Source organism: Paenibacillus camerounensis (assembly GCF_000723885.1).
Classification (GTDB): domain Bacteria; phylum Bacillota; class Bacilli; order Paenibacillales; family Paenibacillaceae; genus Paenibacillus_AQ; species Paenibacillus_AQ camerounensis.
The window spans coordinates 218417-242033 of sequence record NZ_CCDG010000021.1 but is presented as its reverse complement, the minus strand read 5'-3'; the positions used below and the strand labels follow the sequence as shown (position 1 = coordinate 242033).

Genomic DNA, 23617 nt, shown 5'->3' with positions numbered 1-23617 from the left:
CTGGAGAGGGCTCACAAATAATCGTATTCTAAGGAGGAAACTGCTTATGTCTAATTCAAGCAACAAAAGTGCGCTGTTGGTAATGGATATGCAGAACAGTATTGTTTCGCGTTATGTAGATAACGACAAGCTTCTATCCCCATTTCAGCAGTCTATTGCGTTTGCACGTGATCAAGGAATTCCTGTTATTTATGTAAAAGTGGCTTTTCGTGCCGGTTTTCCTGAAATTAATCCCAATAACAAAATGTTTGGAAACACACGTAATCGGGCAGGATCAATGACAATACCAGAAGAGATGACACAGATTCACCAATCAGTTGAGCCCAGAGAAGATGAGATAATTGTGAACAAACTCCGAGTGAGTGCATTCACGGGTAGTGACCTTGATGTGATTCTCAGATCCAACCATATCAATACACTTATACTTAGCGGTATTGCTACTAGCGGAGTTATTCTGTCGACATTAAGAGAAGCAGCAGATAAGGATTATACTATTAAGGTTCTATCCGATGCTTGTATTGATCCGGATCCAGAGACTCACCGCGTTCTTATTGAGAAGGTATTCCCAGCTCAAGCTGAAGTAGTTACCGTTGATGAGTGGATTATCTCGCAAAATCATAGTTAGAACAGAAAAAGATACTGCCACTATATAAATATTTTAAAACAAAAGAAGAAATTATATTATTAATCTTGAATCAGGATCTCAAGTCCTGGATAGCTAAGCTAAGTTAATCTTTTGTAATCAACAAGCTGTATTCTATCCAAGAGATTGGTGAAATATGGACCGAAACTTTAATGGAGTATGAACGACTTATTGAATTGCATGCCATCCTATATACGACTATTGAGAAAAATATAGCGAACTTTATCTATGCCGCTTTTACATTAGCTTTTGGCTTATATTCAATGTGTAAGTTAAGCGATTTACAGATTGAAGCAATCAAATTATCCGGTTCAATTTATACTCCGCCTGATTTCAAGAAAACCTATCTTGCATCCATTACAGCGTTCAATATAATGATGTTTACGAACGACAAAACGGGAAGTGGCTTATCAAAGAGCGCACCTCCAAATACATCTTCATTGAAGCTAAGGGATAAACAAAAACGAAATCATTAAATGATAAAACCACATGCGAATGTAACAATTCCTTGTGGTTTTTTTATTCCTCTGACAAATTCGGGTTGACTTTGTATTTAGTCTTTACTTTATAATTTTGAAATAGGATGCAAGACATTTCTTGTTGAATGATGTCGCAGAGCACTCGCATCTAGCATAATCTCGAACTTTGCTCATAGAAGAGCCCCGCCTTAGCTATCCCCACACTTCCCGGTGAGGATTGATTTCTTTTGAATTTGAAATTACAGAATATGATTATAGATTATCACTACCGTATAAGCTATAAGATAAGAAATGAAGGTCCGTCCAATGTTCCACCCATTTCCATACTCCACAATTCCTACGGAAAAGGCGCCATATTCCATCATATGGCATCTTATCAAACATACCGGAGAGAGCGGATTAACTTAGAAAGAGAGGTTTAGACAAGTGAAGCAAGTGCTGGTAATTAAGAATAGACGATCGTTATCAAAGAAAATCGTAAGCGGACTAAAGCAAGAAGGAGGGTTTGTTCTTACCCTTCATAATGAAAATCAAGGTTTAGATATAGTGTATCAGCAAGATTGGGATATGATCCTGCTGGACTGGGATTCACTGAGTATTCCCGGACCGGAAATTTGCAGACAGATCCGGGTTGCAAAAACGACACCGATCATCATTTTGACCGATAATGTGTCCAGCAAGGATTGCATAGCAGGATTACAGGCGGGAGCGGATGATTACATAAGAAAACCCTTTGTGAAGGAAGAATTAGTTGAACGGATAAAAGTGATTTTAAGAAGAGGGGACGGCATTCAGCCAAACGATACTCCGTTTTATCAATGTAAAGAACTCTTCGTTGATGCATCCAGCAATATTGTGAAAAAAGGAGATACTCTTCTCCGCCTTACCAACCGCGAATTCGATTTACTTGTATTTTTAATTAAGAACAAAAATAGGATATTGAGCCGTGAAATGCTCTTGAACCATGTGTGGGGCTATGATTCAGCTGTCAATCCAAATGTAGTGGATCTGTATATTGGATATTTAAGAAAGAAGTTAAAGTGTGAGAAAAATGACCGGTACATTCAAACGATTCATGGCAGGGGTTATTCGATGATTGAAAAGTAGAATCCTTCACAAGATTTTCACATAATTAATGGCTATACTAGTCCATAAAGCTTCAAATGAAAATGATTATCAATAGCAATTGGCGTTGAGGAGATTAAAATCCGATCATTTTCTGGAAAATAATGAGTAGGGGGGCAGGGTCTGTTTTTTTACATAGCATATATAAGGGGAGAGTACTGAAAATGAGAAAAATAAAATTAATGTTTTTTTTGGCTGTCTTAACACTGATGCTGGCAGCTTGTTCGAATTCAAATAACGGAAATGTTGAAGCTGGAACGAATGGAGAAGCAAATAATTCAACTGCAACTACAGCTACAATTGAAATTACAGATGCACATGGAACAGTTGCGGTTCCTGTAAATCCAAAAAATGTGATTTCTTTAGATAGCAGAACCTTTGAAACTTTAGCGAGCTGGAATATTAATTTAGCGGCAGTTCCCAAGGATGTTATGCCTGCTGATTCCCCATATGTAAGCGACGAGTCCGTTCAAAATGTCGGGAATCACCGTGAACCCAATCTTGAAATCGTAGCTGCTGCAAATCCTGAGCTGGTCATTATTGGTCAAAGATTTGCCGGTTATTATGAAGATATCAAAAAGCTGGTGCCAAATGCAGCTGTAATTGATCTTAACTTTGATGTTTCTGAGGCAGCTGCTACACCCGGGGATAATCTGGTAAACGGGCTTAAGAATGCTACAGTAACTTTAGGTCAAATCTTTGATAAGAATGAAGAAGCTAAACAATTAACAGCTGACTTCGATAAAGCTATTGAAGCTGCTAAATCAGCCTATAACGGAACGGATACAGTAATGGGCGTTGAAGTATCTGGCGGGAATATCGGGTTCTCGGCTCCTCACTTTGGACGTGTATGGGGACCGATGTATGATATTTTCGGCTGGAAACCGGCATTAGAAATCGAAAATGCGACTTCAGATCATAAGGGCGATGATATTTCTGTTGAAGCCATTGCACAAAGTAATCCGGATTGGCTTCTCGTACTGGATCGTGATGCGGCAGTATCTTCTGAGACGGATGCGGTTCCTGCACAGGACGTAATTGATAATTCTCCAGCTCTTCAAAACGTAACGGCAGTTTCTAAAGGACAGCTTGCTTATGCGCCAAATGACACCTACACCAACGAATCCATTGAAACATTTATAGAGATATTTAAGAACCTCGCAGATACCTTATCCAAATAGGTTAAAGGAGTATAACCATAGTGCTGAAAAATGCAAAGGCTGGGGTTGAGAATTTTTCTCAACCCCAGCTTTATACCCAAAATAAGCTATGGACCAAATCTTTTATATTGGCAGTCATAGTTGTTGCTATGTTAGGAATAATATCACTGTTTACAGGCGTTTATGATATACGCGGACAAGAGGACGGTATGCAGATGTTTTTTACCACCCGTGTTCCTAGAACAGCCGCACTGATGCTTACTGGAGCTGCGATGTCCATGGCAGGACTTGTAATGCAGCTAATTACCCAAAATCGTTTAGTCGAACCTACCACCACAGGAACGATTGAGTGGGCAGGTTTAGGGCTTCTAATAGTGTACTTATTTTTCCCGGCCCCTACGTTAGTTTTAAGAATGACAGGCGCAATCTCTTTTTCTTTTATAGGAACAATGATTTTCTTTTTATTTTTAAGAAGAGTTAAGCTTCGTTCCTCCTTAGTTGTCCCGATTATCGGGATTATGCTTGGGGCGGTTATTTCTTCTATTTCTACTTTTGTCGGACTGCTGTTTCAAGCCACACAAAATATTGAGACTTGGTTTGTAGGCTCTTTTGCTGCAGTTCAAATTGGACGGTATGAATATTTATGGATCATAGTTATCGTTACTTTACTTATATTTGTCTATGCTAACAGATTGACTTTGGCTGGATTAGGAGAAGATGTTGCAACTAGTCTGGGTGTTAATTATAACCGGATCATCCTTTTAGGCACTGGTCTTATTTCTATTGCAGTAGGTATTGTAGCAGCGGTCATTGGAAACCTACCTTTTTTGGGATTAATTGTCCCGAATATTGTCTCAATGATCAGAGGAGATGACCTTAGAAGTAATCTGCCTTGGGTGTGTGTGTTAGGAATGGGAACAATAACGCTTTGTGACATTATTTCGCGTACAATCATAATGCCATTTGAAGTCCCCGTCTCTTTAATACTCGGAACTGCGGGATCAGCCGTGTTTATTATTCTTTTGTTAAGACAAAGAAAGCCAAGGAGGCTAAGATGAGCGAAGTCATATCCGGCCTTCATAGCAAGAGCAGATCAGCTAGCGCTTTTCGTTCTAAAAAAGAAGAAAAACGGTACTGGCTCATGTTGTTTACATTGATTGCTTTTGGCATACTTTTTGCTTATGGCCTCTTAGTTTACAATAATCCGGTTCCTGTAGATTCCCCTTCTTTTATTCCAGTAGTGAGGAGAAGGCTGGACGCTATTATAGCTATGATTATTGCTGCTGTCTGTCACAGTTTGGCTACCGTTACTTTTCAATCGATTACGAATAATCGCATTATAACTCCGTCTCTGTTAGGTTTTGAATCTCTTTACTCCGTAATTAATACGGGTACGATATTTTTCTTTGGTGCGGGCACATTGGTAAGTTTCAGTGGTACAGGCCCCTTTTTATTTCAGGTTGTCATTATGATCATGATGAGTTTGATCCTGTACGGATGGCTGCTTTCCGGGAAGTATGGAAATCTGCAGCTGATGCTATTGGTCGGAATCATTATTGGAACAGGACTTAATTCGGTATCCACCTTTATGAGAAAGCTGCTTGCACCGTCTGAGTTTGATCTTTTGCAGGCAAGATTATTCGGCTCTGTTAACAATGCGGATTCCGAATATTATCCTATTGTCATTCCGATGGTAATCATTGTAGCCTTATTGCTTCTTGTGAATTCCCGGAATTTAAATGTAGTTTCACTTGGAAAGGATGTCTCTACCTCTATTGGAGTTAAACATCAATCCAGTGTTATTTATGCGCTGATTCTAGTGTCTGTTCTGATGTCAATCTCAACAGCTTTGGTTGGACCGCTTACCTTTTTTGGTTTTTTAGTCGCAACCTTGAGTTATCAGGCTGCGCCGACTTATGATCACAGATACATTTATCCAATGGCACTTGCGATAGGCTTTTTGATCCTAACGGCTGCTTACTTTCTAATGTATCATGTGTTTAATGCCCAGGGTGTAGTATCCGTTATCATTGAGATGTTCGGTGGCGTAATATTCCTATTTGTGATATTAAGGAAGAGGTCCTTATGATAAAGATTAATAATGTCAGAAAGTTATACAGTAATACAGTAAATATAGGACCCCTCAATATTGAAATACCAAAGGCTGGTTTTACCTCTTTAATTGGTCCCAATGGTGCAGGGAAATCTACAACGCTTTTGATGATTGGAAGACTCCTGAATATAGACGAGGGGCAGATTACGATCGCCAATATGGACGTTTCAGCAACCAAATCCAAAGACTTAGCCAAAATCGTGACCATATTACGGCAAGAAAATCATTTTGTAACACGGCTCACCGTCCGGCAACTGGCCGGATTTGGGCGTTTTCCTTATTCCAAGGGAAGATTAACTAAAGAAGATGAAGCTATTATATCTAAATATATCGACTTTTTAGACCTGACTGAGCTCGAAAACAGATATTTAGATGAGCTATCCGGCGGTCAAAGACAGCGGGCATATGTAGCAATGGTTTTGTGCCAAGAGACTGAGTATGTACTTTTGGACGAGCCTCTGAACAATCTTGATGTTGCCCGATCTGTTCAAATGATGGAGCATTTGCGGCATGCCGCTGATGAATTCGGAAGAACCATTCTGACTGTGATGCATGATATTAATTTTGCAGCCAAATACTCGGATCGAATCTGTGCTATGAAGGATGGTCAAATCGCTGCTTTTGGAACAGTAGAAGAGGTCATGAATCCAGAAGTATTGACGAATATTTTTGAAACCAAAATAGAAATTATCGCTGGCCCTTATGGTCCAATTGCGATTTATTAGCACATGCTGTTTAGCGAATGGAGGATTCGTATTGAACAGTTCATTTGAAATACATCATCTGGCCAAAACCCATTGGGATGCCGGCGACAGGCCTTCAAAATATCTCTTCTCAAACCTCAATGCTGCACTCTTAGGACCAGAACGAATAGCAGTTATAGGTGCATCAGGCCAGGGGAAAAGCACTCTGCTCCGGATGCTGGCTCTGCTCGATGCCCCAGATGAAGGGGACCTGATCTTGGATGGTGTATCCTTTAGGGCGATGAGTTCCCGGCAGTGGCGCACGGCAGTGACATATGTGGCGCAGCAAGCCGTAATGCTGCCCGGCAGTGTGGAGGACAATCTCCGGTTAACCAGTAAGCTTCACGGAACTCCATATAACTCCGGGCTTGCTGCCAAGCTGATTGAGGAGCTGGGGCTTCATTATTTGGATCTCAGTAAAAACGCCGGAGACTGCTCCGGTGGGGAAAAGCAGCGCATCTCGCTAATTCGTTCCTTACTGCTCCGTCCGCAAATCCTGCTGCTGGATGAAATTACAGCTTCACTTGATATGAACAGCTCACAGTTGGTAGAAGCGCTTCTGCTCAAGCGGCACCGGGAAGAAGGAACCTCCTTCCTCTGGGTTACCCACGATCTGGAGCAGGCCCGGAGGATTAGCAGCAGAACCTGGGTTATGAGCCAGGGGAGCCTGCAGGATCAGCAAAGTGATGTACTGTTTAAGGAGCCTGTTGCGGAACTGGCCCGGAAATATATACGCAGCATGGAAGGGGGAGACACTAATGAGCCTAACGGCACTTAGCTTTACCCTGCTATTTGTTATAGGCACAATGCTGATCTCTATCTGGCAGAAGCTCGGACTGGAAAAGGACATCGCTATAGGAACCGTCCGCTCAGCTGTTCAGCTGCTGGCTGTCGGCTATGTGCTCCAGTTCATTTTTCATGCCGAGCATATGCTCTTTGTTATACTCATCATTATCTTTATGATTGGCGTTGCTTCCTGGAACGCTGCCAAGCGGGGGAAGGGCCTGCCGGGACTGTTATGGCGGATTGCGGTGGCTATATCTGCTTCCGAGATGCTGATGATGGGAATACTGCTGGGCCTGCATATTATAGAGGCAACCCCGCAATACATCATTCCTATAAGCGGTATGACAATCGGAAGCGCTATGGTCGTCTCCGGTTTGTTCATCAACCAGTTTAAGCATGAGGTGCAGCAGAACAAAGGGGAGATTGAAACGTTATTGTCACTCGGGGCGACTGCGAAGCAGGCCATCCAGACAGTCAGAACAAGAGCAGTAAAATTCAGTATGATTCCTACAATTGACGGGATGAAAACCGTAGGTCTCGTCCAGCTGCCGGGGATGATGACCGGAATGATTATTGCCGGAGCAAATCCGGTCATTGCTGTGCGGTATCAGATTCTAATCGTGTTTTCCTTTACTTCATCTGCTGCAATTACAAGCATATTGCTAAGCGTATTCATTTACCGGTTATTCTTCACAGCAGGACTTCAGCTGAAGGTACCGGCAATTAACAAATAATCTCAATATGGAGGGATCGGATTGGCCCAAAGTAATAAGGTACAACAATACTGGAATACAAGAGGACTAAGGGAGTCCCTTGATGACCACAGCAGGCTTGGCGGCAGCGCGGGCTTCCGGGAACATCCGGTATGGTTCGGCGCTTTGCCGCCTCTGCTTGAACGGCCTGCAGGCGGACGCGTGATCCGGCGGATCGCCGACATGGGCAGCGGAACAGGGATCATCGCTGAATATTTAGCCCGGCTGGGATACGAGGTGATAGCGGTTGAGTTCGCCGAGAGCCGCGCGAGACTTGCAGAGCAGCGCTTGGCTCCTTATCCCATGGCTTCTGTACGGGTTGGAGATGTTGCCGATCCGCCGATTGCACCGGGTGAGATCGATGCGGTCATAAGCCGTAATCTGCTCTGGCTGCTGCCTGATCCGTTAGCTGTGCTGGAACGCTGGGCCCTGCTTACCGGGAAGAACGGGAGAATTGCCGCTATTGACAGTACGAGACGCCTTGATCACCGCAAGCGGAGGGCAGGTCTAACAGAGTTCTCTAAACACTTGCTCAGCAAAAAGAAACCTGCTGCTCATTCTGCACAGCTTCTTCAGACCTCAGCGGCACCTTTAGCCAATATCCGGACTCCGGATGAGAGCGCGGGATATTGGAGGCAAGCCGGCTTACTTAATGTATCTGCACAGGACTTAAGCTGGATAACGGCTGTTAAAGAGCACTATGAGCACCCGGTGAGCCGTTATTTATCCGTTAGCAAATATTATTCGGTTATAGGGGACTGCCCTTAAATTCCTCACAATTTTAAACATATGGACAGTAAACCGAAGATTTCATATAATTGATAGTGATTATCATTATCTCCAGACTTGTTTTAGTCCATTAACACTACCCGCGGGGTAGTGTTTTTAAGTTGATCGTCAGTGATTTATGAACCCGTCAGGTTTACACAGAAGGGAGCTTCAATGCAATGTTAGCAACGGTGAAGAGCAGTTCCTTTCTAAACGGGATTTTTTATGAAATTGCGGAAGCCTGGCAGGCTTCTGTTGTCCCTAAATGGGCGGAAGGACAGCCTTTGGAGCATCATACGCTCCTATACATAGCCCGCGGAAAAGGAGAGCTGAACGTTAACGGGCAGACGCTTAAGCTTGAGCGGGATGCCCTCTATATGTATCCTCCGGAAACCAGCCTTAAGCTCACCGCCAGCAGCGGAGAGGAGCTGCAGCTGTTCTGGATCGCTTTTGACATCTACAGGATGTTCAAAAAGGAACGGAATTCCAGAGAATATCAGCGTGAAACCGGCTTTCCTCTCCAGGGCTATATCCGGATCGGCGGCAGCCAGTTCAAACAGCTGTTCAATCTTCTGGTTGCCGAAGGCCAGCTGTGGCGTATGCAGAACCCGTTCTTGAGCCAGCAATATCTGCACGATATGCTGGATGGACTTTTACGTTATGCCGGGCCTGCCTCAAACGATATAGATCTGAGACTAAAGCTGACTCTGAATTATCTGCAAAACCATTACCAGGAGGATATTAGAATCGACCAGCTGGCCGACATGGCCCGGCTTCATCCTTCTTATTATTCTCAGGTTTTTAAGCAGACCATGGATAAATCACCGGTTTCTTTTCTAACCCACCTGCGGGTGAACAGGGCGAAAGAAATGCTCTTGTTAACAGAGAAGCCTGTAAAGGAAATCGCAGCGGAGGTAGGATACAAGGATGAATTCTATTTCAGCCGGCGGTTTAAAGAGACCAGCGGTTGCTCCCCGAGAATGTATTCCAAGAATCACGATAAAAAAGTCATTTCGCTGTCTGCAGCCTACACTGACCATCTGTACACACTAGGGATAAAGCCCTGCGCAGCGCAGCTGCACCGCCATCTCTCCCTGATTACCAAAAACCTGACATTGCCTGAACATGCCACTGATCCCTGGGGAATCAGCCGGGAGGACTTTCTGCTGGAGCAGCCGGACCTGATTCTATGCAAGGATAATGTGCTGTCCAAAGCCAGGGAACATATCAACGATATAGCGCCGGTAGTAGCCATTCCCTGGGTCAGCCAGGATGTATATACACATCTGCTGAAGATCGGGGAGCTTGTGAACCGGGAGGAAGAAGCTGTCAAATGGCTGGAATCCCATGAGCGCAAGGCGCAGAACCTGCGCAAGGCTCTGCGCCCGATAACGGGATCTGGAACGGTCGGAGTATGTGTCTGCCGCGAACATGAGCTGCGGATGTACGGGGCAAGGAATGTCGGCCACGCTCTTTATCGTTCCCTTCAGCTTACGCCGCCCGAGCGGATACAGGCACAAATGGATCTGTATCCCGCAGGCACCGGCTTCAACTGGACGGCGATTACTCCGGATGAGCTGAAGGACTATGACTGTGATTTCCTCTTTTTTGCCGTGGAGACAGAAGGGGACAAGCAGCGTATCCGTGCTTGGCAGAGGGATAATCCGGCCTGGGGGCAGCATTCGGCCATCCGCAGCAAACGGTTCTTTTTTATCGATTGGGAGAAATGGCTGGTCTATGCCCCTCATGTGATAAACCAGCAGATGGAGGAGGCAGTAAGACTGCTGACCCAATCCTCCAGCCTGCGGGAGCAGATCTAAAAAATGTCCATATTAGCATCTTGGATATCGGCATGTACCTATTTAAAAAGGTAATTATAATAAGTGATAATGATTATCATAATCATGGAACCACAGAAAAAGGAGGAGCCTATCTGAGCGCAGTCCTATGAAATTACATTCAAGAATCTTAATCATTCTATGGTTTATTGCCGCCGCTGCCGGATTGGCAGTCTCCATCTTTCTGGCCGTTTCCTTCGGCGCCAAGGAATTAACGCTTCAGACGGTGTGGGCCGCGGTTTTTCACTACGACACCACGCTAACCCCGCATCAGATCGTCCATGATCTGCGGCTGCCGCGGGTGCTGGGAGCTGTCGTGACCGGGATGGCCTTCGCGGTAGCCGGAACAGTGATGCAGGGAGTAACACGCAATCCGCTGGCCGACAGCGGGATCCTGGGCGTAAATGCCGGTTCTGCTTTTGCCGTGGCGCTTTGCTTTGCCATTGTACCAGGGATGTCATATTGGGGACTTATTTTGTTTTCCTTTGCAGGTGCCGCCCTGACTACAGTATTCATTGTCCTGCTTGGTGCTTCGACACCAGGAGGGCTGACCTCCTTAAGGTTAACGATTGCCGGTGCCGTCGTTGCAGCCATTCTTCACTCGCTCAGTACAGGTATTGCGATTTATTTTGCTCTGAGCCAGGATTTGGCCTTCTGGTATGCCGGAGGTGTCGCAGGTGTAAGCTGGGACCATCTGCGGATTCTTACACCTGTCGTGATAGCTGTAGTCCTGTGGGCTACTGTAATGGGCCGGCCCATTACCTTTATGTCACTTGGGGAGGAAACAGCGGTTAATCTGGGCGTACATACAAACCGTATCCGCATTCTCGGTTTAACTGCAGCCGTGATTCTGGCGGGTTCCTCTGTGGCGGTTGCCGGCTCCATCAGCTTTGTCGGATTGGTTGTGCCGCATATTGCCCGGCGACTGCTCGGGGTCGATTACCGGATCATCATTCCGTTTTCCGCATTGCTCGGGGCGATCCTGCTGGTCTGGGCGGACTTTGCCTCGCGGATGGTTAATCCGCCGCAGGAATTCGCCATCGGTGCTATGGTAGCCATGGTCGGAGTTCCCTTCTTCCTGTATCTTGCCCGCAAAGAAGGGAGGGATCTATAAGATGAACCTGAACATGGCTCAAGTGGAGAAAAAGAGGGCCCGGCGTGCTCTGACTGTTAGTACAGCTCTGCTTCTGCTGGCCATAACCGTGATATTGATCAGCCTGAACACTGGCTCGATCTCCCTGGCTCCGCTGACTGTGTGGAAAACGCTGTTCGGTTACGGCACAAGTGAAGAGCAGATGATCCTGTTTGATTACCGGATGCCGCGAATCATCGTGACCATGCTGGCCGGCATCGGGCTTGGAATCTCAGGCGCCGTGTTCCAAGGTTCTACACGGAATTCCTTGGCTGATCCCGGCATTCTTGGAATCAATACAGGAGCTGCGCTCGGACTGATTATTTTCGTTTCCTTTTTCCGCTCCATGGACGGACCAATGGCAGTGCTGATCCCGCTGTTCACCTTTATCGGAGGTGTTCTCAGCGCACTAATTATCTTTATGTTCGCTTATGATCGCCACCGGGGAATCCTGCCTATAAGACTGATTCTCGTAGGAATTGCCGTCGCTGCAGGAATAAGTGCTGTTACCCTGCTATTGTCCTTGAAGCTGGATGAGGAGACCTACGCTTTTACTGCGCGCTGGCTTGCCGGAAGTGTATGGGGCAGGGACTGGATTCATGTATGGGCGCTGCTGCCATGGATTGCTGTGCTTGTTCCGGTCATTTACAGCCGGTCAAAAGCGCTGGATATCTTCGTGCTAGGCGATGAAATAGCCTATAGTGTCGGGAACCATGTGACCCGTGAAAGGCTGGTGCTGCTGGGTATGGCGGTTGCACTGTCATGTGCAAGCGTCTCAGTGGCCGGGGGGGTCGGATTTATCGGCCTGGTCGCGCCTCATATCGCCAAACGGCTGGCCGGACCGCAGCACCGCTATTTTTTGCCGGTAGCAGCGCTGATTGGTCTGCTCATACTGGTCACGGCCGATACAGTCGGCCGCTCGATTTTCCGGCCCAATGCGATTCCGGCAGGTGTCGTTGTGGCCGCGATTGGCGGGCCATACTTCTTATATCTTTTATTTAAAACAAAAAACTGATTTACTACATTCAATAACTACTCGGGGGTATAGAATTCATATGAAAAAGATAACCTTAATGCTCGTATCCATCCTGTTGCTTGCTGTACTATCCGCTTGCGGGCAATCTAACAATACAGCAGATTCCTCTGCGGCGGCTTCACCGTCTGCGGAAGCATCTGCGGCACCAACGGAAGCTGCTGAATCGGCAGCAGATGTTATTGCCCACGATCCAAATGCCAAGATTGCCTCGATGTCGATTCACATCACCAACAATCTGCTGGCTCTCGGGATTACTCCTGCAGGCTCCGTTGTAGGCGGGGATGTGAAGGATTTCCTGCCCCATGTGGCTGACCGGCTGCAGGGAGCAGCGAAATTCGGTGTAGTGACCGATCCGGATATGGAGGCTGTGCTTGCTCTGAAACCTGACGTGATCTATATCGATGAAGTGTACTCCGGGGACGACCTGGCCAAATTCGAAAAAATCGCACCAACCGTTACGATCGACATGGACAGCGGCACCTGGGCAGATCATCTGAAGCGCATTGCCGAACATGTTGGTAAGGAGCAGGAAGCGGAAGCTTTTATTCAGGATTATAAAGTAAAAGCAGAACGGGTAAGCGGCTTGATCACAAATGAGCTTGGTGCAGATGCTAAGGTAATGGCCATTCGCATGACGGCAAAAGAGTTGCGTGTTATGGGAACCAGACGTCCGCTCGGTCCGATTATGTTCGAGGATTTGAAGCTGAAGATGGCTGACGGGGTCGAGAAGATCCCTGCAGATGAGCCTTATCAGGTGATCTCCAAGGAAGTGCTGCCGGACTTTGATGCCGATGCCATCTTTGTGATTATCAGCACGGGTGATGTGGCAAAAAGCAATTATGAAGAAATGACCAAAAATCCGATCTGGCAAAACCTGAAGGCAGTCAAAAACAATCATGTCTACATTCTGGACGGGCAAAAGTGGCTCGATTATTCCTCGATTGGACATAGTATGGCTCTCGATGATGCAGAGCAGCTTTTCAGTAAATAACAGATAATCAGAATTATAGTGTGCGCTCCCCACAGGCAATCAGGTGAACCAGTAAACCTGCGCCTGCATGGGGAGTTTTTTGGTATTTCAGTACAGGCACACATGCCTTTACTACATTTTTATTTTACTGTGGTATCATAATCCTATTATGCATTTGGTGGTGAAGGTAACATGAATATTCTGCTTGCTGAAGATGATAAAAAGCTGGGAAAGCTTATTAAATATGTGCTCGAGAAAAAGGGCGGGTATCATGTGGAATGGGTAGACAACGGCCAGGATGCTCTTGAATATGCCTTAGGCGCAGCCTATGACGTTGTCATTCTCGACTGGATGATGCCCCTGATGGACGGAATCGATGTGTGTAAGAGCTTAAGAACACAGGACTACGCCAAAGCTATTCTTTTACTGACTGCAAAAGATGCGCTACAGGATAAAATACTGGGACTCGACGCCGGTGCTGATGATTATCTGACCAAACCGTTTGAAATGGAAGAATTGCTGGCACGGATCCGCACATTGATGAGACGCAATTTTGCCCCCATCCATTCAGAGATCATCCCGTTCGGGATGTTTAGCTTGAACCGGACTTCACGAAAGCTGATGAGAGATGATGAAGAGATTTACCTTAGTCCTAGAGAGTATCAGCTGCTGGATTTTTTTCTGCAAAATACCGGTAACGTGCTGACAAGAGAAGTCATTTTGGATCGTGTATGGGGGGTTGAAAGTGAAGTTTCCTATAAAAACGTGGATGTTACGGTTAAAATGCTTCGTGACAAATTACAGGACCGCACAGGGGAGTCGCTTATCGTCAGCGTCAGGGGTGTGGGGTACCGTTTTTCGGTATAAATCAGTGAAGAAGCGGGATTTGTTTGTTCAAACAAGGAGAAAGCTGACATTCACCTACACCTGGCTGATTATCCTCTTTCTGATCCTATTTTCGCTTATTGTCTCTGTCTTTTTTGTAGGCATGGCTTATCGTGATCAGCGGCAATCCTTGCAGACTACCTTGTATGCTTCAGCGGATGGTAACCTTGCTGTCCCGGATTTATCCGGAACTACCGTTGAGGACCTTTACTTTTTTTATATGGTCGATCATCAAGGGAACGTCCTATCGGGAAGCGCAGCCTTTCCGCAAAACGCCGGAGCTAACCTGGAAAAGATTGAAGAATGGCATCCTAAACGGGAGGCATACCGGCTGACATGGCTGGATCTGCCTCATAACGGGCATGAAGGAGAAGACAGGACGGAGCATGACAGGCTGCTCTTTATGGGTGCCCGTCCTATGATAACAGAAGATGGCAGGCAAATAACGGTTTATGCAGCAAAAGATGTAAGCTTTTATCTGGAAGTGTACGAGAACTTATTCATGGTGGCACTGTTTATTCTGGGCCTGTTCCTGATTGCTGCGATATGGCTGAGTTACTCCATGTCCAAAAAGGCGATGGTTCCGGTCCAGCATTCGTATCAGCAGCAGCAGCAATTCCTGGCCGATGCTTCACATGAGCTTCGTACTCCGCTAAGCATTATGAATACCTCTCTGGATGTCATTGAAATCGAGAACGGAGAGGACTTTTCCGCTTATACCAAGGAAGTTGTATCGGATATGAGAGAAGAAGTCGGGCGGATGAGCCGGATGGTTCAGCATTTGCTGCTGCTCGCCCGTTCTGATTCGGAAAATATTCCATTTAATAAAGAATCTTTTGACTTGTTGCCAAAAATGCATCAATGGGTAACTCCCTTTGAAACTGTCGCGCACAAAAAGAACATTACGCTCAGCACAACGATATCCGAAGCATTCCTGGTTAAAGGAGATATTGAACGGATTAAGCAGCTCGTATACATCCTGTTAGATAATGCGATTAAATACACACCTGAAGGTGGCACAATTGACGTTAAAGTAGAGCGTAACGCAAGGCAATGGAGTTTATTGATAAAAGATACGGGCATCGGTATCCCCAAGGATGATTTAGAGCGGATTTTTGACCGTTTTTACCGGGTGGAGAAATTCCGTTCACGGGATGAAGGGAGTGCCGGTCTTGGTTTACCGATTGCTAAGTGGATTGTGGAAGCCCATGAGGGATCAATCCGGGCCGAGAGTGTATTTGGCGAGGGAAGTCTTTTTACAGCAACATTTCCTTTAGCTTTAGATTAGGGATATCCCCATCCCTATTCAAGCCTTTCTCTGTAATTAGGAGAGAGGCTTTTATTTTTGTGTATTTCCTTTTAATCATTTACTGTACTTTTACTTATCACGGATATAGTGAGACACATGAAAGAGATACATGATCTACAGAGAGGAAAGGTGCAGAATGAAAACCCGGAAGAGCTGGTTTAAAAAAGCATTGGCTGCAGCCATCATTATCGCTGTAATTGGAGGGGGTGTATATGCAGCCTCAGAGTTATACGACGGACACAATGAAGAGGAAACGGGTTACACGCTCCAAACTTCCCTGCAGTCCGGATTCCATGACAAAGAATACTCTCCGTTTAAAGAGGATGACCATGAGCAGAGTGAAGGACGCGGGGATGGTCATCATGAAGAAGAATGGGATGGTGCGGGGCTAGCCGCAGGAATTGGCGGAGGACTGCTTGGAACCGGGCTGCTTTATTCCTTCATACGGCGGAAAAAGCGCCAGGATTGGAGTACTGGAGGACAGACAGCTTTTGCAGCTCCATCTACTTCAAAGTTCCTCGACCAATGGGAGACCCATCAAATGAACCTAAAGGAGACGAAATAACATGGGAATTTTCAAACGGGTAAAACAATTTTTTCTGGCAGAAACGAATGGGCTTTTGGATAAATGCGAACAGCCGCTTAACATGGTCAACCAATATATCCGCGAGTTTGACCAGGAATTAGCGAGAGGCCAGCAGGCACTGACAAATCAGCTGTTTATTGAGAAAAGACAAGCAGCGCTGATTGCTGAAGCAGAATCGGCCGTCCAGAAAAGAGAGCGTCAGGCGAAGCTTGCTGTTGAACGCGGAGAAGATCATGTGGCCAAGCTTGCCCTTCAGGAAAAAATGATGCAGGAGAAGAAGCTCACCGCCTACCGTTTACAATATGCAGCCATCCAGGAGCAGACCAAAACCTTGACCGAAAAGATCGGCCAGCTGCTTGTGCAGTCTGAAGAATATAATCACCGCCGGCTGCTGCTCGCTTCTCGTGTTAATGTAGCAAGTTCATTGAAGGACATACAGCAGACCGTCGTCGCCTTCCAGACGGAGAATATCGCCCACGGATTCGCCCGGGCTGAAGAGAAGGTTCTTCTCATCGAAGCGGAGCTTGAAGCGCTGAACCACTTCAACTCAGCAGCCAAGAGTATAACCCCGCAGTATCTGGACCCTAATCTTGCTGGTGAGATCGAGCATGCACTGGATGAACTGAAGCTTCAGAAGCAGGCCGAGTAGGTTAACGGAATAGTTAAGTCCCAGGGCATCCCGCAAGGGGTGCCTTTATGAGGAGTAGGGGGAGGCAAGTATGCGGGCGCTAAGCCTTTTTGCTGCGTTAGCAATATGTCTTATGTTCTTTACACAGCATCTCTCAGCTGCCGGGAGTACGGTAAGTATAGATCATTTCACATTCGGGTATGACGATGGCGGAAAATCGTTAATGTTGATTGAGGTCAGAAATCAGGGGATGGAATCCGCAGAAGTACGTGTTTCTATTGACTTATTAAAAGCAAAATCTAACGCTCAAAATGAATATTCTTATCATCCTATCGGACATACACAAGTAAGCGGGAGAGTCATTGTGGACTTGAATAAGCAATCCACCGTCAGAATTCCATACCCGGCCATTTTAAAACCAGGCGATTACTCAGCACTTGTCAGAACGGGACAGGGGGATGCGAATGTAGCGCGATTTGATTTCAGTATCAATAGGCAGCCAGCCCCTAAAGAAGGCCATTCTGAATTCCACCAGTCAAGTCCATTTTTCTTTACGCAAAAAAGCGGGTTCATCCTTATTTCAGCTGCCTTCACCATTATATTGTTACTTTGGATAGGCACTGTTTATTTAGTTAGGCACAGAAATAGAAGAGAGAACTCCTAAAATTCCTCAACCCTTTCTGGGCTTTTGTCTACCGACGCCCCCGTGAAATTGAACTAAGATGATCGTAGTACATTATTTTGGTTAAGTGAGGGATAGCGATGCTGTCAAAAATCGATAAAACGAAGGTTAAGCTGCTTCCGGGTGTTTTTCGGGAGAGATTCGAGATTAACAGGGAATACCTGATGGAACTGGATACCCAGTGCCTGCTCCAAAATTTCTATCTGGAAGCGGGTATTATTTTACCTGGACTGCAGGTGGTGGATAATCCGGAAACGGCAAAGCTTCACTGGGGCTGGGAGGCTCCGACATGTCAGCTTAGGGGACACTTTTTGGGCCACTGGCTGTCTGCTGCAGCTGCTTATGTGGCAACAGAACAGGACGGGGAGCTGAAGGCCAAGCTTGATAAAATCGTTTCAGAGCTGGCCAAATGTCAAGAGCTGAACGGGGGAGAATGGATCGGCTCGATACCCGAGAAATATTTTCAGAGGCTGGCAGATAACAAGCACATCTGGTCACCGCAATATGTAATGCACAAAACCATTATGGGACTCACCCATGCATACACAGATGCCGGTAACGAACAGGCTTTGGTGATTTTAGACAGGCTGAGCGACTGGTATATCCGGTGGGTGAATGCGATGCTGAAGACTAATCCTCATGCGGTGTACAGCGGGGAAGAGGGAGGCATGCTTGAAATTTGGGTGAATTTATACGAGATAACCCGTAATGACAAATATATGTCCCTTGCAGAAAGCTATCAGAATCCGAGCCTGTTCCGAAAGCTTCAGGAGGGCAAAGATGCGCTCACCAACAGTCATGCTAATGCAAGTATCCCGTTTTCCCACGGGGCGGCTAAGCTTTATGAAGTGACCGGTTCAGAGCATTGGCGCAATCTTACAGAGCTGTTCTGGAAGAATGCCGTTACCGATAGAGGAACCTATTGCACATGCGGCCAAAATGCAGGCGAATTCTGGGAGCCTCCCTTTATGCTTGGACAATTCCTTGGTGAAAAAAATCAGGAGTTCTGCACCGTCTACAATATGGTTAGAACGGCTTCCTATCTGTTTAAGTGGACAGGCAATACCGAATACGCGGATTATATTGAAAGAAGCCTCTACAACGGATTTTTGGCGCAGCACAATGCAGAAACGGGAATGCCCGCTTATTTTCTTCCGCTAACAGCCGGTAGCCGCAAAAAGTGGGGGAACAAAACCAGAGATTTCTGGTGCTGCCACGGAACGATGGTCCAGGCACAGTCAATATATGCTGATCTCATTTACTTTGAAGATCCTGAAGCGAACAGTCTGACTATCAGCCAGTACATTCCCTCAAGGCTTGAGTACCGCCGGGGGGAGGCAGATATCACCCTCGAGCAGACCACGGATATGAAATACTACAATGCCCAGGCTTTCTTTGACGAGCACGATGACAGTCAGATGTCGAGATGGTCTTTGAAATTCAGTGTTACGTCATCCGTCTCAGATAAGTTTACCTTGCTCTTCCGTGTTCCCTCCTGGGTCAAAGGAATTCCTACGGTCCAAGTTAATGGACAAGCGGTTGCAGCACCTGAAATCAGCGGCGGCTATTTGAAGCTTACGCAAGAATGGAAGAACGATACGATTCATATTTTCTTCCCGAGTGCCCTGGTTATGGAGCCGTTACCTGACATGCCGGAGCTTGCCGCTATAGTTGACGGGCCGATTGTACTTGCAGGGCTTACTGACAGCGATTGCGGACTTAAAGGCGATTTCAGCAATCCTAAGGACTTCCTGATGCCGCAGGCCGAGCACACTTATGGAACATTCCCATGGAGACAAAACAGCTACCGCACACGCCATCAGCAGACTAACTTTATGTTAAAGCCGCTGTACGAGATTACAGATGAATCATACACAGTCTATTTCAGCCAAAAATAATCATTTTTTGTGAAAAGCATTTTTATACTGCTGGGGAGTTATGCCCTCGTACATTTTAAACAGCTTCATAAAGTATTTCTCGTCGTGGAAGCCGCATGAAAATGCGGCTTCTTTTATGCTGATGTTGTTGCTGGACATAAGGTTTTTGGAAATATCAATCCTCGACTTATTCAGGAAATAGATCAGCTTCATGCCTGTTTCCTTTTTAAATAATGAGGAAAGATAGGCAGCGTTATAGTGAAATTCATCAGCAATCTCCTGCAGGCTAAGCGGCTTGTGGCAATTGGCTGTGATCCATTCCATAATCGTGTACACAACAGGCGAAATATTACGGTTCCGGTTAAATAAGCTGTCGAGAAACACCTGTGTAATCTCCATAGCCAGCAGGCTCACAGCGTAGTGGAGCATTGCTTCATTATAAAGGGTTTCCTGGCGCGAGAGGCTGATCAGCTGCTGGAATAACATGGTGATACGCTGCTGATTCCCTGACGAGCCGTGCTCGCAGATCAAATAGGAGTAGGAGGCCGGAGGCTCGAAACGGCTGTGGAACGAACCTTCCTCCCACGGATGATCTGAAGAAAAGTGAACCCACAAATAAGAAAGCCTGCCGCTGGAAGGCAGATGTCCATAATGCTCTTCTCCGCTTTTAAGGAAAATATATTGTCCCGAAGCCACCGCATGAGCACCCTCCGCCTGGGTAATATTCAGAACCCCTTCAAGTACATAAATGAACACATTGTATTCAAAATTCCGTCTGTGATGAAGAAAACCATCCTTACTCATAAGGTTTCCGCAGGTCCCAAAGGATAGCGGCGCAGATGTATATGTATAGAAATACTTCATAAGTTAATCTCCACATTTAAATTATAAACAGCTGAGCAAATATAAGAGGATAATATCATCTTTTTCTTTAATTTGACTAGGGTATCTTTAATATCGCTTCTACTTGGACCTGCAGATCCTGCTATATAGTTATGTTGGATAAAACAGAAAGGGGAGGTATAGCGGATCTTTTCATGAATGCGATTTCAGATAATGCTTGAGCTAAGCACCAGAAATTATCCATGGAATGAGGAGAGTGAGCAATGGTATTATATCCACGAGCACATAAGCTCCGTAAGCTGACTTCAGCTGTACTTAGTGCAGCGCTTCTTGTCACAATGCTGCCGCAGACCGCCCTTGCCGGAGACACCTGGCCGTTCAAGGAAGACAGTGCGCATGGAGTGAATCAGCCCAGTGTACACGGCTATACAAGCAATCAGATTGCCGACTGGAGCCCGGCCACCGATCCCGATGCTGAGCTGCTTAGGTCCCGTGTTCCGCTACAGCAACGGATTGCGCCTTTCAAGGATACACAGGCAAATCCCAGTCTGAACCCTGACGTAAAAATGATTACCGTTGCAGGTGATTATGGAAACGCATTCATAGAGAATGCCCCGTATACGAACAAGTTTGCCCAGTATCATTTCAATTTTTGGCAATACATTGATTATTATTCCTACTGGCACGGTACCGCAACGGCGTATACCCCGCATGAATATTACGATGACTTGGCGCAGTCCGACTGGCAGCAGAAATGGTTTGAATTCGGAATGCTGAACATACCCAACCCGACCTATACAGATGCCGCACACAAGAACGGGGTTCTGTCACTGGCCGGTGTCTTTTTCTCCAACAATGACCGCGGTCAGCAGACCTACAAGCAGATGATTGTGAAGGACGAGAACGGGAATTTCCCGGTTGCGGAGAAAATGATTGAGATGGCGCATTACTTTGGCTACGACGGGTATTTCCTGAATCAGGAGGAGCTAAGCCCGAATGTGGCCACTGCGGATATTCCCGCTTATATCGCTTTTATGAAAGCGTTACAAAAGGGAGGGATGTACGTCCAATGGTACGATTCCCTGAATACGTCAACGGGTTCCAATACCTTTGCCCGTACCTTTAACGACAATAACATCTCAATGCTGTATGACAAGTCAACGAAGGAGCAGGTTTCAAATTCCTACTTTTTCGACTATGGCATGGGCAGCTCGCAGATTACTTCAGCAAAGAATTATCTGAGCAATCTGAACAACGCTCAAGGAACTGATTACAATCTCTTTGACATCGGCTTTGCGGGACTTGAGGCTGGACGTGACCGCTTCAAGAGTGTGCAGGGAACTGCGCTTAAGAACAAGCTGTCGGGCGGCGTACCGCTGGTCAGCCTTGCCACGCTGGGAGCTGACTTTGTACATGCCGGGCTTGATGAGGATATGGGAAAAGCCTGGCCGGTCTCCAACCGCTCTGATAACAGCTACCAGTGGATGACCCAGCTGCGGGAGCAGCTCTGGTGGTCCGGACCGAATGTCAATCCGGCCAGTACAGCCGTATCGTCAACCAATACCGTGGCTGATGTCTATGCCGATAACCGCTACTGGCCGGGCATCGCCTCGGTCATTGCGGAACGCTCGGTTGTGAAGGATACGAACTTCTATACAAATTTCAATACCGGACACGGGCTCTCCTATTATGTGAACGGGGCAGAATCCAGTGCGGACGAGTGGTCCAATATGAGTCTGCAGGATGTCCCGGTTACCTGGCAGTGGTGGCAGGATACTGCAGGCAGCCGGTTGACGGTAGATTTCGATTATGGCCCGGAATATAATCAAACCGCCAATAGCCGGGTCCATTACAAGCAGCTCGGCGCCTACAACGGCGGCAGCTCCCTCGCTGTAAGCGGGGCCTTGGACAAGGAGAATTTTCTCCGCTTGTACAAGAGTGATCTGGCCGTGAAGCCTGGCTCCAAGCTGTCTATCGTCTATAGTAAGCCGTCGGCTGACGATGCTTCGGTCATAAGCGCTGGAGTGATCTTTAAGGATAAGCCGGACGAAGTGGTTAAGCTGCCTGTTGGGAACAGCGGCAAGCAAACCGCCGGCTGGGTCGCTGCCGAACTGAATCTTGGAGCCTATGCCGGCCGGGAGATCGCGGCGTTTGGGCTTGTGTTCACTCCGGGGCAGAGTACAATCGCAAATTATCAGGTGAATCTCGGACAGCTCCGCATTTATGACGGCTCGGCTGTCAAACCGGCTGCTCCGGCAAATCTAAAGATTGCACAGGCGTGGTCCGGTACTAATGAAATGATCGTAAGCTGGACGATGGACAACGATTATTCCAAAGTGAAGCAATATAATGTCTACGTGAACGACGTATTTATGGGCGGAAAATACGACGAAACCTTCTACATTAAGAAGCTGCCGTCCAAGTATAGTGTACTGAAGGTCGTTCCGGTAGGAGCGGACGGGCTGGAGGGTGAAGCGGCAAGGGTGTCCTTTGACCTGAACACCGCAGTCTCGAACATTGAAACCGAGTCAGGCAGCAATGGCGATTTTCTGGTCAAATGGTCCAATCCGGGCCAGAGCCCGGGCAGCATCAAGGTTACTGTGAAATCGGTCAACTGGATCACAACCCCTGAGCCTGTATCCAGAGAAATGATCCTGCCGCAGGGTACAGTCTCAGCCTTGTTCACTGACATGCCTGTCAACGGAGATGAGTATACCGTTACAGTGCAGGCGGGCAGTACGGATACTGTCACCTATAACGGGTCTTTCATTGATAAGGTAGCAGAGCCATACGCTGAGGCCTGGTCCTGGAACAACAATACACTGAATTTGCCAATGCCGAATACCCGGGACTGGCGGTATATGTACATTAATGAAGACGGCAAGGATAAATCCTTCCCGGTAACCTACTTGTCAGGCTCTGCGGCCAATAAACCGATGATTATCCGCGGGCGCACGACCAAATCCAGTCTGAGTTTTACCTCTACGGCAAAAGTAGTCACAGCCGTAATGGAAGATTATAGCGGAAATAAATCTGAACCTGTCTATCTTAGAGGACCATATCATATTACCTTGGACAGCAGCGAAGGAAAGCCGGCTCCCTCTGTCTCTGAAAATTGCTTCAGAAATTTCGGAATCGGCGGTGCAATATGTGAAGGCAGCCCAGCTTCTGCCGAATAATTTGCAATATACTATTGTTTAAGAAGCGGGCAGCTCATGCTCCGCAAGCCATAACTCAAGGCGCTCGCCTCCTGATGCCATCA

Annotated in this window: 21 protein-coding genes; 20 read left to right on the top strand and 1 reads right to left on the bottom strand. The window is 46.6% G+C overall.

All coding sequences use genetic code 11. The annotated features are described in order from the left end of the window. Nucleotides 1-46 precede the first annotated feature (46 nt). From BN3772_RS08985 to BN3772_RS08890, 19 genes are all read left to right on the top strand, one after another. The gene (locus BN3772_RS08985; RefSeq protein WP_042198904.1) at nucleotides 47-625 is read left to right on the top strand and encodes a cysteine hydrolase family protein; all 579 of its coding nucleotides are present in this window, start codon (nucleotides 47-49) and stop codon (nucleotides 623-625) included. Between the two features lie 923 nt (nucleotides 626-1548). Next, on the top strand, nucleotides 1549-2229 hold the full coding sequence (locus tag BN3772_RS08975; protein ID WP_042198900.1) for a response regulator transcription factor: 681 nt from the start codon (nucleotides 1549-1551) through the stop codon (nucleotides 2227-2229). A 182-nt stretch (nucleotides 2230-2411) separates the two neighbouring features. Continuing rightward, complete coding sequence (locus BN3772_RS08970; protein WP_042198898.1) at nucleotides 2412-3428, top strand: siderophore ABC transporter substrate-binding protein; 1017 nt, start codon at nucleotides 2412-2414, stop codon at nucleotides 3426-3428. Nucleotides 3429-3544: 116 nt separating this feature from the next. Then, nucleotides 3545-4465, top strand: coding sequence for an ABC transporter permease (locus tag BN3772_RS08965; RefSeq protein ID WP_425280429.1), 921 nt, complete (start codon nucleotides 3545-3547; stop codon nucleotides 4463-4465). Beyond that, a complete protein-coding gene (locus BN3772_RS08960; RefSeq protein WP_042198894.1) occupies nucleotides 4462-5496 on the top strand; it encodes an iron chelate uptake ABC transporter family permease subunit in 1035 nt (344 codons plus the stop codon). The genes BN3772_RS08965 and BN3772_RS08960 overlap by 4 nt, the downstream gene beginning before the upstream one ends. Further along, a complete protein-coding gene (locus BN3772_RS08955) occupies nucleotides 5493-6245 on the top strand; it encodes an iron ABC transporter ATP-binding protein (protein WP_042198893.1) in 753 nt (250 codons plus the stop codon). The genes BN3772_RS08960 and BN3772_RS08955 overlap by 4 nt, the downstream gene beginning before the upstream one ends. 31 nt (nucleotides 6246-6276) lie before the next feature. Beyond that, nucleotides 6277-7041 (top strand): ABC transporter ATP-binding protein, encoded by a 765-nt coding sequence (locus tag BN3772_RS08950; protein WP_086074473.1) that lies wholly within the window; start codon nucleotides 6277-6279, stop codon nucleotides 7039-7041. After that, complete coding sequence (locus BN3772_RS08945; protein WP_042198891.1) at nucleotides 7022-7783, top strand: ABC transporter permease; 762 nt, start codon at nucleotides 7022-7024, stop codon at nucleotides 7781-7783. Before BN3772_RS08950 ends, BN3772_RS08945 begins: the two co-directional genes overlap by 20 nt. A 21-nt stretch (nucleotides 7784-7804) precedes the next feature. Next, entirely contained in the window at nucleotides 7805-8569 is a 765-nt protein-coding gene (locus tag BN3772_RS08940) for a class I SAM-dependent methyltransferase (RefSeq protein WP_042198890.1), read from the top strand. A gap of 179 nt (nucleotides 8570-8748) precedes the next feature. Continuing rightward, on the top strand, nucleotides 8749-10389 hold the full coding sequence (locus BN3772_RS08935; RefSeq protein WP_042198888.1) for an AraC family transcriptional regulator: 1641 nt from the start codon (nucleotides 8749-8751) through the stop codon (nucleotides 10387-10389). A 127-nt stretch (nucleotides 10390-10516) separates the two neighbouring features. Beyond that, the gene (locus tag BN3772_RS08930; RefSeq protein WP_042198885.1) at nucleotides 10517-11521 is read left to right on the top strand and encodes a FecCD family ABC transporter permease; all 1005 of its coding nucleotides are present in this window, start codon (nucleotides 10517-10519) and stop codon (nucleotides 11519-11521) included. 13 nt (nucleotides 11522-11534) lie between these two features. Further along, a complete protein-coding gene (locus tag BN3772_RS08925; protein ID WP_042198994.1) occupies nucleotides 11535-12554 on the top strand; it encodes a FecCD family ABC transporter permease in 1020 nt (339 codons plus the stop codon). Between the two features lie 40 nt (nucleotides 12555-12594). Beyond that, nucleotides 12595-13566, top strand: a complete 972-nt coding sequence (locus tag BN3772_RS08920; protein ID WP_042198883.1) for an ABC transporter substrate-binding protein — start codon at nucleotides 12595-12597, stop codon at nucleotides 13564-13566. Between the two features lie 171 nt (nucleotides 13567-13737). Further along, a complete protein-coding gene (locus BN3772_RS08915; protein WP_042198881.1) occupies nucleotides 13738-14412 on the top strand; it encodes a response regulator transcription factor in 675 nt (224 codons plus the stop codon). A gap of 19 nt (nucleotides 14413-14431) precedes the next feature. Continuing rightward, on the top strand, nucleotides 14432-15718 hold the full coding sequence (locus BN3772_RS08910; protein ID WP_244444703.1) for a sensor histidine kinase: 1287 nt from the start codon (nucleotides 14432-14434) through the stop codon (nucleotides 15716-15718). A gap of 157 nt (nucleotides 15719-15875) precedes the next feature. Beyond that, entirely contained in the window at nucleotides 15876-16304 is a 429-nt protein-coding gene (locus BN3772_RS08905) for a hypothetical protein (RefSeq protein ID WP_042198877.1), read from the top strand. 1 nt (nucleotide 16305) lies between these two features. Further along, nucleotides 16306-16974 (top strand): PspA/IM30 family protein, encoded by a 669-nt coding sequence (locus tag BN3772_RS08900; RefSeq protein ID WP_042198875.1) that lies wholly within the window; start codon nucleotides 16306-16308, stop codon nucleotides 16972-16974. 70 nt (nucleotides 16975-17044) lie between these two features. Then, nucleotides 17045-17617, top strand: coding sequence for a hypothetical protein (locus BN3772_RS08895; protein ID WP_042198871.1), 573 nt, complete (start codon nucleotides 17045-17047; stop codon nucleotides 17615-17617). Between the two features lie 98 nt (nucleotides 17618-17715). After that, nucleotides 17716-19533, top strand: coding sequence for a beta-L-arabinofuranosidase domain-containing protein (locus tag BN3772_RS08890; RefSeq protein ID WP_042198870.1), 1818 nt, complete (start codon nucleotides 17716-17718; stop codon nucleotides 19531-19533). Here BN3772_RS08890 and BN3772_RS08885 read toward each other — a convergent pair whose 3' ends face one another. Continuing rightward, complete coding sequence (locus BN3772_RS08885) at nucleotides 19534-20376, bottom strand: helix-turn-helix transcriptional regulator (protein WP_042198869.1); 843 nt, start codon at nucleotides 20374-20376, stop codon at nucleotides 19534-19536. A 242-nt stretch (nucleotides 20377-20618) separates the two neighbouring features. On the opposite strand from BN3772_RS08885, the gene BN3772_RS08880 reads away from it, so the two are divergent. Continuing rightward, the gene (locus tag BN3772_RS08880) at nucleotides 20619-23534 is read left to right on the top strand and encodes an endo-beta-N-acetylglucosaminidase (protein WP_086074472.1); all 2916 of its coding nucleotides are present in this window, start codon (nucleotides 20619-20621) and stop codon (nucleotides 23532-23534) included. The last annotated feature ends 83 nt before the right edge of the window (nucleotides 23535-23617 follow it).